The 13790-nt window shown below is 40.4% G+C and carries 13 protein-coding genes and 1 pseudogene; 3 read left to right on the top strand and 11 right to left on the bottom strand.

Annotation, left to right across the window (positions count from 1 at the left end):
• Window positions 1-202: 202 nt before the first annotated feature.
• Entirely contained in the window at window positions 203-1150 is a 948-nt protein-coding gene (locus ACIQCE_RS08300; protein WP_353856697.1) for a M23 family metallopeptidase, read from the top strand.
• A 30-nt stretch (window positions 1151-1180) separates the two neighbouring features.
• Here the strand turns inward: ACIQCE_RS08300 and yunB are convergent, their stop codons facing one another.
• The 4 genes from yunB to ACIQCE_RS08280 form a co-directional block, all read right to left on the bottom strand.
• The gene (gene yunB / locus ACIQCE_RS08295) at window positions 1181-1951 is read right to left on the bottom strand and encodes a sporulation protein YunB (protein WP_400494370.1); all 771 of its coding nucleotides are present in this window, start codon (window positions 1949-1951) and stop codon (window positions 1181-1183) included.
• A 69-nt stretch (window positions 1952-2020) separates the two neighbouring features.
• Window positions 2021-2326, bottom strand: a complete 306-nt coding sequence (locus ACIQCE_RS08290; protein ID WP_400494369.1) for a YunC family protein — start codon at window positions 2324-2326, stop codon at window positions 2021-2023.
• Window positions 2327-2393: 67 nt separating this feature from the next.
• Window positions 2394-3767 carry a bifunctional metallophosphatase/5'-nucleotidase gene (locus ACIQCE_RS08285; RefSeq protein WP_400494368.1) on the bottom strand — a complete coding sequence of 458 codons (1374 nt, stop codon included), beginning with the start codon at window positions 3765-3767 and terminating at the stop codon, window positions 2394-2396.
• Between the two features lie 63 nt (window positions 3768-3830).
• Window positions 3831-4682 carry a DUF72 domain-containing protein gene (locus ACIQCE_RS08280; protein WP_353854638.1) on the bottom strand — a complete coding sequence of 284 codons (852 nt, stop codon included), beginning with the start codon at window positions 4680-4682 and terminating at the stop codon, window positions 3831-3833.
• Window positions 4683-5045: 363 nt separating this feature from the next.
• Here ACIQCE_RS08280 and ACIQCE_RS08275 point away from each other — a divergent pair.
• Both ACIQCE_RS08275 and ACIQCE_RS08270 read left to right on the top strand, forming a co-directional pair.
• Window positions 5046-5236 (top strand): annotated as a pseudogene (locus ACIQCE_RS08275) (helix-turn-helix domain-containing protein); the annotation flags it as partial.
• A gap of 92 nt (window positions 5237-5328) precedes the next feature.
• Window positions 5329-6474, top strand: a complete 1146-nt coding sequence (locus ACIQCE_RS08270) for an oxalate decarboxylase family bicupin (protein WP_400494494.1) — start codon at window positions 5329-5331, stop codon at window positions 6472-6474.
• Window positions 6475-6674: 200 nt separating this feature from the next.
• Here ACIQCE_RS08270 and ACIQCE_RS08265 read toward each other — a convergent pair whose 3' ends face one another.
• From ACIQCE_RS08265 to ACIQCE_RS08235, 7 genes are all read right to left on the bottom strand, one after another.
• The gene (locus ACIQCE_RS08265; protein ID WP_400494367.1) at window positions 6675-7865 is read right to left on the bottom strand and encodes an MFS transporter; all 1191 of its coding nucleotides are present in this window, start codon (window positions 7863-7865) and stop codon (window positions 6675-6677) included.
• Window positions 7866-8305: 440 nt separating this feature from the next.
• Window positions 8306-9049, bottom strand: a complete 744-nt coding sequence (locus tag ACIQCE_RS08260; protein WP_400494366.1) for an IucA/IucC family C-terminal-domain containing protein — start codon at window positions 9047-9049, stop codon at window positions 8306-8308.
• A gap of 33 nt (window positions 9050-9082) precedes the next feature.
• Complete coding sequence (locus ACIQCE_RS08255; RefSeq protein ID WP_400494365.1) at window positions 9083-10120, bottom strand: FecCD family ABC transporter permease; 1038 nt, start codon at window positions 10118-10120, stop codon at window positions 9083-9085.
• A complete protein-coding gene (locus ACIQCE_RS08250; RefSeq protein WP_400494364.1) occupies window positions 10113-11129 on the bottom strand; it encodes a FecCD family ABC transporter permease in 1017 nt (338 codons plus the stop codon). Before ACIQCE_RS08250 ends, ACIQCE_RS08255 begins: the two co-directional genes overlap by 8 nt.
• A gap of 72 nt (window positions 11130-11201) precedes the next feature.
• Window positions 11202-12155, bottom strand: a complete 954-nt coding sequence (locus ACIQCE_RS08245) for an ABC transporter substrate-binding protein (RefSeq protein ID WP_400494363.1) — start codon at window positions 12153-12155, stop codon at window positions 11202-11204.
• Window positions 12156-12718: 563 nt separating this feature from the next.
• Window positions 12719-13288 (bottom strand): thiamine pyrophosphate-dependent enzyme, encoded by a 570-nt coding sequence (locus ACIQCE_RS08240; RefSeq protein WP_400494362.1) that lies wholly within the window; start codon window positions 13286-13288, stop codon window positions 12719-12721.
• Window positions 13285-13788, bottom strand: coding sequence for a hypothetical protein (locus ACIQCE_RS08235; protein WP_400494361.1), 504 nt, complete (start codon window positions 13786-13788; stop codon window positions 13285-13287). Before ACIQCE_RS08235 ends, ACIQCE_RS08240 begins: the two co-directional genes overlap by 4 nt.
• Window positions 13789-13790 lie beyond the last annotated feature (2 nt).

The raw sequence follows: 13790 nt of genomic DNA, 5'->3' as shown, positions 1-13790 counted from the left end.
TTTAACATAGTACAGATTGAACAACAAGAGAATGAGCTGCAAAAAACCCAAATGCCTCCTAAAATGACCAGAAGAAAAATTACTAACATTTTCTTCTTATGAAACATAGCAATCAAACCACACTAAACGATAGGACATAATATTGGAAGTAAGGAGATGGACGTTTGTGAAAGTTGTTTTAGCCATAATGATTGCTCTTTCAATGATACCTATCCCTATTCATGCACAAGAATCTCACCATAAGAAAGATGAACTGAAACAGCGAATGGCATTATATGAAAAAGTCGCTATGACAACACAGGTTCCATGGTATGTGCTTGCCGCTGTCGATCAATATGAACAAAACATTCGAAAAAGCAGAAGAGATTTGCCAAAACAAAAAGGTGTGATCGGCATTTACATTCCCCGGGAAATGTGGATCGGTCCAGAAAATCCGAATAAGCATGATTCATCTCCACTTAGTATTAAAGTATTTGACGGCATTGGACTTGATGGAAATGGGGATGGGAAGGCTGAAAGTGATAACGATGAAGATGTGTTATTTACATTCGCTCAATATTTGCTGCACTATGGCACTGGAACCGATCAATTAAAAATCGCCTTATGGGACTATTATGGACGTGATCAAACGGTTGGTATCATTTCATCTTTTATGAAGTTATTTAAGCATTATGGCCATCTTGATCTAGATCAACATGCATTTCCGCTTCCAGTCGGGGCTGATTACAGCTACCGGAGTACATGGGGAGATGCGAGAGGATTTGGCGGCAGAAGAATTCATGAGGGGACTGATTTATTTGCACACTATGGTCTTCCTGTACGTGCAACGTCATACGGCGTCATTGAAATGAAAGGCTGGAACCGCTTTGGCGGATGGCGGATAGGAATTAGAGACATTCATAATCATTATCATTATTTTGCCCATTTGAACGGTTTTGCAAAAGGACTCAAGACTGGACAGATTGTTGAACCCGGACAGGTCATTGGGTCTGTCGGAAGCTCAGGGTATGGTCCGCCTGGAACAGCGGGTAAGTTTCCGCCTCATCTGCATTATGGCATGTACAAAGACAACGGACGAACTGAATGGTCATTTGACCCATATCCGCATTTAAAGGCGTGGGAGAGAGCCGAACGTAAAAGAAAATCATAAAAAACACAGCCCAATACATTGATTGGGCTGTTACTCTTCTTTATCCTTTTTCTCCGGCAGAACAATGGATGGAGAAGTCGAATTCGTCCCGCTTCCATTATAATAATCAGGTACATCTCCTTGGACAGCTTGTATTGATACAGGAACAGAATTTTTCACGACAATGGTTTCAGAGGCAAACGGGATGATGACCCTTACCTTGACTTCTATGAGAACACTGATATCAATCAGTGCATTATTTATGCCATATGGTTTTACATTTTTTTCGACGTCGGTATGCGGGTCACCAATGAGACTAAATCGCACAGGTACTTTTGGTCCTAGATTTGCAATGAGTGCATTTCCAGAAATTTGTCCTAGCGGGATATTGTATATAATACCGTCATGGCCGTCTGTTTGATTCTTTAATGCTTCTTTGGCTCTCTTTTGGAAAATCCCCTTTTCAATGTCTTCTAGATTTTTTTGAAGGTGACGTGACAATTCAGCCATTGCTTTTGATGTTGCTTGTGCATTAAAATCTATCGTCGTCACTTTTCCATTCTCACTTGTATTCATCACAACCATATCTTTCATATTTTCCTGATCTGCTGCAAAATCCTGCACAGAATATTGAATGAGATGATTCGCAATGCGTTCTGTCTCTAGCTCGGCAATATGAATCAGTGTTGGTTTAATCGAACGGTTAATGAAGAAGAGGCTTATAACCGTTGACAGCACAAAAAATAAAACGGCAAGCAGCATGACATAACGAAATGGCAAAGGGCCCTTTTTGTAGGGGCGATAACGACGGTTCATTCTCATTAAAAAATCCCCCCTTCTACATAACAAGTGTATGCAGACAGGCGGGGGGATAGGAATCATCTCTACATTTTATTTCACCATTTTTAATAATGCGTCTCTTCCAATCGTCCCAGTTTGAATTCCTAACGCTTCTGCAGCGTATGTCACAGATTCCAAAGGGGCATCCAGCAGTTGTTCAATCGTTCTAACACCGACAGCTCTCCCTGCGATGATGCCTCTGTCTGCGAGCTTTTCATTTAAGAGCCCGACATCAAGTGCACCGCACATGATATAACCATGCTCATTTGTAACTGCCATGAAATTGGTCTTTGGCAGTTTGACTGTGACGGCTGTAAAGGAATGCCCATCAATTGTCATAGGCGTTAAATTCACCAAATCCCTTCACTCCCTTCATCACAATCTATGTGAATTGAAGGCGAGTGTTGTTAGGCTGAAGCGGAAATCACCTAGCTTCCTTCAATCGCCAACTAAGCAAATCACGTAAAAACTCCGGCATAAAATATTCAATGTGTTCATGATCACGTATATGAGGAAATAGCGATCCTAATGTATACATATCAACAGTTCCAACTGTATATGAATCATCATCTTTGATCAGATGTCCATTGACAAATACAGCCTTCACCCGTTTTGCTTCTTCTGCTTCTATTGTATAGGTTAATCCGCTATATAGCATTTTCCCCATCACTTCACCTCTGAAGCCGAAGCCCTTGATGCGAAGCTGCTCCATTTTCTCTTCAGCTGCCCGCTGGACTGTTTCTCGGAGTTGTTTGCCGGTAAGAGTCACACGAATCGGATTAATCGGATGCGGGCATATGCGATGAATCTCTTCTCTTGTCACAACCCCAGCCTCTAAAGAATCCAGTATCATGCCTGCATTCATCATGCCGATATCTGCCCCGCACCAATCTTTAATGGCATCTGTTAATAGCTGCGGAAGAGGGGATGTGTCGAACCATTTTGTTTCAAGCTTCGTCTGGATCGACGTCACTTCCTCCTGCATGAGTAATTTTGCCCTTTTCTCTGCTTTCTTTAAGGTGTTAATGGCCTCTTCTGATTCGCTTAACAATTGATCCACTGATTGTACAGTCGCTTTCTTCTCTAAGAGTTGTTTCTTCTTTGAGTCAAAGGTCAGCTCAACGCATCCAATATAATGACCATACTTTTCAGCACAGGCTAATAGCACCCCGTTCTCTATTTCTCCGTTTTCTAAAAGGTGATGCGTGTGTGAACCTAATATGACATCTATCTCTGGGAAATTATGTGCTATTTCGCGATCATGGGTGATGCCAAGATGCGAAAGGAGCACAATGAAGTCAGCCTGTCCTCTTACCTCATGCAACATATCTCGAATGCTCTCAAATGGATCTGTAATGTCCCAGCCAAGCTGCTTATATACAGGTGTATAAGCAATCGTGACACCTAGGACACACATTGTCAGTCCGTTTTCTAATGTCATCATATGGTACGGCTTTGCCCAAGAAGGACGCTTCCCTTTCTCATATAAATTAGATAGGATCACCGGAAAATGTGCCTCTTCATACAATTGATCCAGTTGATCATGGGGCAATGTAATCCCCTCATTATTTCCAATTGTAACCCCATCATAGCCAAGCTGATTCAGGAGCTGAACATTCACTTTTCCATAATCGGCTTCTGACATCAGGTTCACTCGGTCCATATGGTCGCCAATATCGAATAATAGCATTTGGTCGTGAACCTGGCGCTTTTCTTCAATATAGGCTGCAATTTTTGGCCAGTTCTCAAAATGGCTGTGCAAATCGTTTGTATGATATAACCATAGCTTCTGCAGCATGTCGATCTCTCCCTCAAGTTGTCACTGAACCATATCATTCAGGTTGAAAGCCGCAGCTCTCCTTTAACTAAACAAGTCTAACTGCTTCGGGGATAAGCTTGAATAGGTCAGATCAAGTAAATCAATCATTTGCTGACCATTCGTCGCCGCATCTCCGCCGGAGTTATTATTAAACACGACATAAACATCTTTCGATTGCTGATGCAAGATGTCGAGATTCGTTTTCCATTCCTTTAATTCAGCTTCATTATATAAATATAAATATCGGACTTCACGCCAGTTTTCGTGATCTGCCGGATGAAGCCAGCCCTCTTTATTCCTTCCGTGAAAACGGACTAACGTTTTGTCAGGATGTGTGGCTTGTATCACTGGCGGAATCGATCCCTCACCGACTTGAGGTTCATCACACACAGAATGAATCCACTCTTCTTTCTCCATAAAAGAAAGGGTTTGATGATAAAATTCGCTCGAAAACCATGTTCGATTTCGGAATTCAAGTGCACAAGGGATATCCCCCATTTTCTCCTTACACCACCTTAAATATTGGACATGTTCCTTTTTACAATTAAACCATGGTGGAAATTGAAACAGCACCATCGCAAGCTTTCCTTCACGAATCAGCGGAGTCAGCGATATTTTAAATGCATCAAACATTTCCTCTTTTGAGTCAAATGGCATCTCGCCCCTTTGATGTCCCGTCATCCCTTGGTACGCTTTCACCACGAATTGAAAGGCGTCAGGCGTATCCTTTATCCACTTTTCATGATTGCGCTCGGGCTGAACAGCATAAAAACTTGCATCCAATTCCACAATTGGGAACGTCGAAGCATAGTGAAACAGCTTTTGTGTGCTGCTTATTTTCGGTGGGTAAAGACTGTCATGATCTCCCCAACCAGTTAATCCGATATAAATCAAGTTTGTCACCTCTTACCACAAACAGGTATGTTTTATTAGACGGCTTTCTTATGCACGCGTCTTTGTCCTTGGGATGCCCATTTTTCTGAAAGAAATTCTTCTGTTTACAACATATCATATTTACCCATAATTCTGAATGAAGATGACTGACGCATGTGCCATTCTGATCTCTTTTTTGTTTGTTATATTAATTGACAACTATATAAAATGATGGATGCTCTTCGTGCTGGACATCTATCATGAAACCATAAATTTATTCAGCTCCACCAAGCAAAGGACGTATTAGAATGACTAAGATGATGTAATCAAATTTCATCATCTGCCTGCATCAGTGATATGAACAATCGCAAGAAGATCAAAGTCTTTTCCGTTTATTTAGAATCACATTGCCACATGTCAGAAACAGCCAAACATTATGTCCACCGCAACACAGTCATTTATCGACTTGATAAATGCGAAGAACTGCTTGGGAAAAGATTAAAAGCCCATGATACGACGATACGACGATGCAGCTTCGCTTAGCGCTTCGTACTCAGATGCTGCTAAACCTTTAATTCAATTCCTATTGAATCATTCTTTCTGACACTTCATATATTTTTGATGAGGAAAAGAAAGGCGAGAGGAGTAATGACTAGTGGATAAAGAAATGAGCCGCATCCCGCATCCTATTCGAGAGGACGGCGCTGGTGCTACAGACTTAGGACCGCGTGACGTCCTTCGTGATAGGGAGAACCCCGATATGCTGATTCCTCCTAAAACTGATGCCGGAACGATCCCTAATCTAAAGTTTTCTTATTCTGATACCCATATGCACTTGAATCATGGCGGCTGGTCTAGAGAAATTACTGAACGAGAGCTTCCTGTTTCAACAACAATTGCTGGGGTTAATATGCGGCTAAAATGCGGAGGTGTTCGCGAGCTTCATTGGCACAAGCAGGCAGAATGGGCATATATGATTTTGGGCAAAGCTCGGATTACTTCTGTTGATGAGTATGGCAGAAATGTCATCGCTGATGTATCAGAAGGAGATTTGTGGTATTTCCCGCCCGGTATCCCCCACTCCATCCAAGGTCTTGGGGAGGGCTGTGAATTTCTCCTTGTATTTGATGATGGACGTTTTTCTGAATTTGATACCTTTACAATCACAGATTGGTTTGCCCATACACCTAAAGATATTCTCTCAGCCAATTTTGGAGTGCCTTCGAACATGTTCGATCGAATTCCTAAGAAGCAGCGCTATATGTTTCAAGGCTCAACCCCGCAACCATTGCAAAGTCAGGAAGTACCTGATCCGTATGGCAACATTCAGCCGCCATTTACATATCAACTTCTCAAACAAAAACCGCTTACAACCTCTGGAGGATCGGTTAGAATAGTTGATTCTAAGAACTTCCCAGTCTCTAAAACCATTGCCGCTGCTCTTGTTGAAGTATTGCCTGGCGGGATGAGAGAAATGCATTGGCATCCTAATAATGATGAGTGGCAATATTATTTAACCGGCACTGCCAAAATGACTGTCTTTGGCGCAGGCGGTACAGCCCGAACCTTTAATTACAGAGCAGGTGATGTCGGCTATGTTCCTTTTGGAATGGGGCACTACATTCAAAATACCGGAGAACAAAGTCTTTGGTTTCTGGAAATTTTTAAAAGTGATCGTTTTGCAGATATTTCTCTCAATCAATGGATGGCTTTAACACCACATCAATTAGTAAAGGATCATTTACATGTTGATGATGAATTCATCCGCGCGCTTCATCAAGAAAAATCACCCGTCGTCAAATACGTAAGGTGACCATGATGAACTTTTTTGACATACTGCATTTAGATCAACACGATGTAAAGAGATGTTTGATCTCATAAGCAGTTTATCCATGTGAATATATGAAAAGTCCTCTCTCATCACGATTATCGTCATCTATCAAAATATGAAAAAAATCGATTATTCCCACCTAATTGATATCAAACTTTCACTCTCATTTTGTCGAACAGTCTTCAAGAAGGAGCATGGATATGCTGCACCTTTTTTGCCCAAATCATGGATGCAATGAAGCTTAAACAAAGCACGAATGTACCAAACATAAAAGGAAGCTCAATATTCAAATCAAATAGAATACCAGCAAGGCTTGGTCCGACGATATTTGCAAGACTCATAAAAGATGTATTCATGCCGCCGGCTAACCCTTGGCGATCACCTGCCATTTTGGAGAGCAATGTATTGAGAGCTGGACGAACAAAAGAGGTCGCCGCTAAAAATAAAATTGAAAACGTAAAGATAAGCCAATAAGAAGGTGCATATCGGCAAGCAATGAGCATAAAAGCAGCTCCTAGCAGTGCATAACGTACGACATGCATTTCACCAAACCGTTTGACACAGGTATTCACTAGAGCACCTTGAACAAGCACACCAGCTAGGCCTGCGACAGTAATCACAAATGCAATATCCTTTGGTGTAAATCCGTGTTTTTGATCTACGTATAAACCAAAAATCGACTCAAAGTGAATGATGCCAAAATGAAGCACAAAAGCTAAGATAAATAAAAAGCCATATGATGTTTTTAAAGCCTGAATCATCTGAACAAAAGGATTGAAGTTCATTTCTTGATTCAACCGTGCTTCTTCCTGCTTTTCCTTCGTTAACGTTTCAGGTAAAAAAATGACCGACAAGAAGGTGGAGAGCGCGGCAAAAGAACCAGCAATGAGAAAAGGAAAGGCAATCCCGTATTCAACCAAATACCCGCCTACTCCCGGTCCAATGACAAAACCAAGTGTCATCGCTGCACTAAATAAGCCCATTCCTTTCCCGCGATCTGTTTCACTTGTAATGTCAGCGATATATGCAAACATGGCAGGCATCAATAATGCCCCCGCAGCTCCGCCTAAGAATCGTGACACGAATAGTAGCCAAAGCTGATCGGCAAAAGCAAAGATAAATTGAGCAATTGTAAAGCCGGCGATCCCAGCGATGATCAGTTTTCTACGTCCAAAACGATCAGTCAATACACCAGCAATTGGCGACAAAGCAAATTGTGTGAGACCAGTAGCGGCAACGAGAAAGCCAAGGGTTTTTCCAGTTGCGCCAAAGGCTTCGATATAACTCGGCATGACAGGAACAATCAAACCAAAGCCTAGCATGGCGATGAAAATATTCAGCATCAAAATGTATAACCTGCCCATTTTCTTCATATAAAAACCTCTTTCTGCAAATAGATAAAATTAAAAATGATGTCAAAAAATATAATAACTTCTACAGTATATCGATTTCGTTGTCCATAAGTCTAGTTTTTCAAAAAATGGTGTTCTTTTCAAATAAAAAAATACCCGCAGTTTGCGAGTAGTCAATCTAGCGTTATTCCATTTGTTCATAGATGGCTAGAGCCGCCTGTAGCCTGCTCTGCACTTCATTGCTGCACCGCATTTCAATAAGGATGATTTCAAGACCTGCTAAAACAAAAATGATGTTTATTTTAGCCCTTTGTCTATTTACACCGTGACCTGAAAACCATTGAAGTCTAGTTAGGTGCGCTATTGCGGGAAATGATGGGTCAAATCGTGCACGAGCACACAAGTACACAAGTACAAGACTTTACAATAAATGGAATTTTTGTCTTCGTGTTGCAGTACTGCTACTTACATACAGTTCCTTTCTTCTTCTCAAGCGGACAGACGAGACAATAAGCAAGATTTTCCGCTTTTTTCTCAAGTTGATAATACATACAGCAAGTTTTTCGGTTAGATGTTTGTAACAAACTTTCATCTAAATTCAAACTGCATTTGAAAGGATTTTGCTGAGAGCCAAATACTTCACCAGCCGCTTCTTTAAGAAAGACGTAATCTTCCTTCACCCGCTTTTTCATGGCGGGATCCTCCACTTTCTTCATCATGCTTCGATATAGAGAGTTGATGCGAACAGCTACATTTTCCCATAGGATGGAGTAAGGGAGTCTTGACACGCGGTGCAACACGTCTAAAAGAGGTGTGACATACTGTGTGAAAAGAGCGCAAATCACTTGTTCTCTCCACTCGTTGCGATCTCCTTCTAATTGGACAAATGAACACGCTGATTTATCGAGAGCCATTTTTCGATCCTCTCTAAATACGCAAGCAGATGGTGAAATTTGATAAATGCTATCATATAATGTCATCAAGTATAAAGATGAACTGACCACTAAGTACGCATAGCGCTTAGAAAATATAGATGCCGCCACTGCAAGATTTGGTGCATGCATCGCTATCTTTTCAGCTTCCAATAAACGAGCAGCAGACTCTTCAGAAAAAAGCACAGCAAGTGTGCAATCGGCCTTGATTGGACTACTTGTGATGTGTACCCCAAAATCAAGTAATTCTCTCTCAACCCACTCTGGCATCATATCAAAACCCCCGTCTTTTTACATACGTTTCATTTATCGATTTCGTTGTTGGTATAATAAGTAAATAAAGAATGGCGCTCCGATTGCTGCTGTAAATACACCTGCTGGTACATCTAAAGGAAGAAAAGCAGTTCTTGCGACGAGATCTGCCAGCATCACTAGAATACCTCCAATCAGCGCAGAGGCCGGTACAAGGGCAATGAAGGAACGACCAATGATCAACCTTGCCACATGAGGCGCCATAAGTCCGACAAATTCAATCCCGCCTGCAAACGCAACCGCAATACCGGCTAAAATCACACTCAATAAAAGAAAGAATAACCGTTTTGCCTGTACCTTTACCCCAAGACCTGTCGCAAGGTCATCACCAAGCTCCTTCACATTCATCGTTCTTGCTAACATCATGACGATAGGTAAAATGATCATGACCCAAGGAAGCATGGCTGTCACGTCTTTCATCGTGGAGCCATATAGACTGCCCGTTAGCCATATATATGACTTTGTCGCTGTCATCGTATCACTCAAAACAAGGGTAAACGTAACGCAAGCTTTCATGATGGCTGAAATGCCAATCCCCATCAACACAAGCGTAATCGGCTTGACGCCTTTCTTCCAAGAAAGCAAATAAATCAGGCAGGATACCGCAAAAGCACCTGCAATCGCCCATAATGACTGATAAGCAATTGGCACAGTTCCCATCCAAAAAACGATAAACATAATCGCACCAAATGAAGCACCGCTTGTAATTCCAATGAGATCAGGTGATGCAAGCGGATTTCGAATTAATCCTTGTAAAATCAGCCCTGAAACCGCAAGTGAGGCCCCAACTAGAACAGCAAGCAATGTTCTTGGAATCCTCAGCGTATTTAAAACAAACGAATTTTCTCCTTCTTGACCAATCAAATGAAGCATTACATCCACCGGCTGAATAAACTGGCTTCCCATACACAGACTGAAAATAAACAAACCAAATGCAATCACCATTAATAAAAGTAAAATCAAAAAAGTCCGCTTTGAAAATTGAAACGAAATGAGCCCACCCTTTGAGCGAACTGTATATGTTTTAGCCACCCGCCTTCAACCCCTTGCGCACGAGATAAACAAATAAAGGTGCTCCCGCTACAGCAGTCATAACGCCAATCGGCACTTCCTGAGGCATAATCAGAAAACGAGCCGCAATATCAGCCACAAGTAAAAGAGACGCACCAACCACAGCACAATACGGCAGTACCCAGCGATGGTCAGGTCCGACAAGCTTTTTCACAATATGCGGCACGAGAAAACCAACAAAACCAATAGAACCAGCTACAGCAACTGAACCACCAGCTAAAAAAACGACAAGCACCCCCATCGTAATTTTCAGCAACAATGTACGCTGACCGAGTCCTTTGGCAATATCTTCTCCTGACAGTAGAACATTGATCGCACGTCCGAGAAGCAGTGCCACAATGGTAGCCCCTATGATATAAGGTAACACAGGCAGAAGCATATCGATACTTCGTCCAGAGACAGAACCAGCCATCCAAAACAAGATACTTTGAATCGACTGCTCATTCACGATTAAAAGGCCTTGTGTAAAGGACGCAAACAGGGCAGAAATGGCAGCCCCTGCTAGCACAATTTTGACCGGCGTGAGTCCATCTCTCCCGATCGAGCCTAATAGAAAAACAAGCATTCCGGCAATAGCAGATCCTAAAAAAGCTGTCCACATATAGGCTGTTAACGACTCTGTCGAGAAGAAAATAATAGAGATCACGATGAAAAATAAACCGCCGGCGTTGATCCCTAATAAATCAGGAGCAGCAAGCGTGTTTCTCGTTAATGCCTGCATAAGTGCACCTGAAATGGCTAAACTTGAACCAACGACCATTGCAATTAAAGCTCGTGATAGCCTAGAAGTCATGACAATGACACTGTTTGCATCAGATTCATCAAAATGAAGAAAAGCATGGATGGTGGTTTTGAAGGGAATAGTCGTTTGCCCAAGAGAAATACTGAGCATAAAAAAGACCAACATCAACACAATGAACCCCGCAAAGAGCAGCGCCTTACTCGAATCCTTGTTTAATAAACTTCTCATCTGATTCCCGCTTTCAATCTGTGATGGAAAAAGGAGAAAATGATTTTTTCACATTTTCTCCTCTGTGATTTCTTATTTTTCAAGTCCTAGTCGATCATAAATATCATCAAGCATCATGTTTGCAGCAATGATACCGCCAGCCATGTTCCAAGTGATTTCATCTACTTTGTAAACTTGTTTCGCTTTCACCGCATCAAGCTGCTTCCATAAAGGATGACTCGTCCACTCTTTATACGCTTTTTCGACAGCCTTATCTTGATCATCCATGAAGTAATAAATCACATCTGCGTTCATTTGCGGAATGCTCTCTTTATCTGTCAGTGTAATGATATCTTGTTTTTTATCTTTGACATTTTTAGGTCCCCCAAAACCAAGCTCTGTTAAAATAGATCCCGCAAAGCCAGTTTGATAAATTCTTGCATGATCTGCACGGAAGTTTACAACCGCTACATTCATTGGCCAGTTTTTAATCTTCTTTTGGGCCTTTTCTTTAAAGTCAGCCACACGATCGTTCCACTTCGTTAACAGTTCTTTCGACTTGTCTTCCCGATTTAACGCTTCACCCATGAGTTTTACTGTATCTTTAAACGTATAGACTGTCTCTGTTGCAACAGTCGGTGCAATTTCTTTTAACTGATCAAAGATTTGCTCATGACGAACTTTAGACGCAATGATCAAATCTGGGTTTAGTTTTTTAATTTCCTCTAAGTTCGGCTGCGTTTCCTGTCCAACAATTTTAACATCCTTTAGATCATCTCTTAAATATTTATATTTAGGCGTCTCAAGCCAAGATTCCACAACACCTACTGGCTTAATGCCCATTGCTACCGCTGCATCTGTAGCTCCTTGGTATAATGTCACAACACGTTTAGGCGTCCCTTTAATTTCAGTTGAACCGATAGCGCTTTCAACAGTCCGAGCTTTCTCTTTACTGTCTGATTTTCCTTCACTGCTGTTATTCCCGCAAGCCGCAAGCAAAACAATGGAGAACACAACTAAAAAAGACAAAAAAGATTTTCTGAACATGTACCTCACCTATCCAATCTATATGTAGTTATATCATTTGATAACGATTATCATTATCACACTATGATTTTATCATAGAAAAGGATGGTGTCAATGTAAAATTTTAAAATACAGATAGAGATTTGCTAATTTTGACAGTTTCATCGCATGACATGCCACTTTGCCCATTTGAATCGTACGACCTATTTGCTCTCCTGCATGTAATAGAACCGACAAATAGATTACTGATTGCTGTTTGATCTGTTCAAATGCATGATAGGAAATAGGAATCTTTCACTCTTTCCCTTCTCATCTACTTCCATCATAGTAAATAGAAAATCCATAAGAAATAGAAAAAAGACGAACTTCAACAATTCGCCTCAGATTGAAGAGAAAGTGAGGGTTTTCAAAGACAAGATGTCAAAGAAACCCTCATTTTCTTTATTTGCTAGCGAGATTTACTCGACAACGTGACGTATAATAAAAGAGAACACAACGCCATGAAGGCATTTGATTAATAAGTGAAATCAAAATGGTATCACCATTTTTAAAAAATCTATAGTTATATGTCTAGTAGATTGTTTTTAAGCATTCATCTTTTGAGCAAAATGCTTTCTAAAAGATGAGGATATTTCTTCTGGTAGCAAAGTTATACAAGAAGAATTCGACTTCTCATTTTTTATTTTTAAAAATATAATAGAGGTGTCTACAACAGAACGAGTTTCATTTAGTAACTCCTTGAACTTAATGGTGTTATGAGCAACATGTACTTCTTTTATACCACATGCAATTGCCACTTCATGTAAAGAAGTAACATCACTAGTACACGCTAACTGCCCTCCAGTAGTTGCATAACAGCCGTTATCTAAAATTATAATTTTTAAATTTTTCTGATTTATTTTTGCTACAGTACTTAATCCACCCAAATTCATTAATAAAGATCCATCGCCATCTATTACATATACATTTTCTGTAGTTCCTAATGCTAGACCTAGCCCAAATGAGATAGGCATCCCCATTGAACCTAACATGTAGAAATTATTATCTCTTTCATTAATTGATTTCCAAATTTCTGAAGTCTCACCTAAGGGAGATACAACTAGTTCATTACTTATAAATTTGTTAAATTCAACAAAAACATCAATTTTATTCATTTTAACATCTCTTTTCTTGGTAACAAAATGAACACTGGTTCATTGTAATAAGCCACTAAATCCAAAGCTTCCCTAAATGTGTTTTCTAGCTGAGAAATACTGGATATTTCAAAGAATTTGCACCCAAGTGAAACTATAATATTTCTTGTAGCACTACCAATTACATTTTGAACAGGATTGGTTTCAAAAGTATCATCTCCCCTTAAAGAAACCAATATTACAAAACCTATTTTGTATGAAATGCTTAAAGAAGCCAAACTATTTAAACAGTTACCTAAACCAGAGTTTTGCATCATTATAACTGCTTTTTCATTAGCAATTGATAATCCTGAGATAATACCTATACCTTCTTCCTCTCTTGTAACTATAATATTTTCGAGTTTATCAGAATCATGAAAATCATAATAAGAAGCTAGTATAGTACAAGGTACACTAACGACGTATTTAATATTGTTACTCTCTAGAATTTGTCGAAGAGGTCTCGTTTTGAGATCTATCAAAA

This window comes from Bacillus sp. NPDC093026 (assembly GCF_044754665.1).
Taxonomy (GTDB): Bacteria; Bacillota; Bacilli; order Bacillales; family Bacillaceae; genus Bacillus; species Bacillus maqinnsis.
The sequence above is the reverse complement of the archived record's forward strand: the minus strand, read 5'-3'. Positions and strand labels throughout refer to the sequence as shown.

Coding starts and splice junctions, on each gene's coding strand:
- ACIQCE_RS08300 (WP_353856697.1), top strand. CDS start 203: ATGATACCTATCCCTATTCATGCACAAGAATCTCACCATAAGAAAGAT.
- yunB (WP_400494370.1), bottom strand. CDS start 1,951: ATGAGAATGAACCGTCGTTATCGCCCCTACAAAAAGGGCCCTTTGCCA.
- ACIQCE_RS08285 (WP_400494368.1), bottom strand. CDS start 3,767: ATGCTGCAGAAGCTATGGTTATATCATACAAACGATTTGCACAGCCAT.
- ACIQCE_RS08270 (WP_400494494.1), top strand. CDS start 5,329: ATGAGCCGCATCCCGCATCCTATTCGAGAGGACGGCGCTGGTGCTACA.
- ACIQCE_RS08265 (WP_400494367.1), bottom strand. CDS start 7,865: ATGAAGAAAATGGGCAGGTTATACATTTTGATGCTGAATATTTTCATC.
- ACIQCE_RS08260 (WP_400494366.1), bottom strand. CDS start 9,049: ATGATGCCAGAGTGGGTTGAGAGAGAATTACTTGATTTTGGGGTACAC.
- ACIQCE_RS08250 (WP_400494364.1), bottom strand. CDS start 11,129: ATGAGAAGTTTATTAAACAAGGATTCGAGTAAGGCGCTGCTCTTTGCG.
- ACIQCE_RS08245 (WP_400494363.1), bottom strand. CDS start 12,155: ATGTTCAGAAAATCTTTTTTGTCTTTTTTAGTTGTGTTCTCCATTGTT.
- ACIQCE_RS08240 (WP_400494362.1), bottom strand. CDS start 13,288: ATGAATAAAATTGATGTTTTTGTTGAATTTAACAAATTTATAAGTAAT.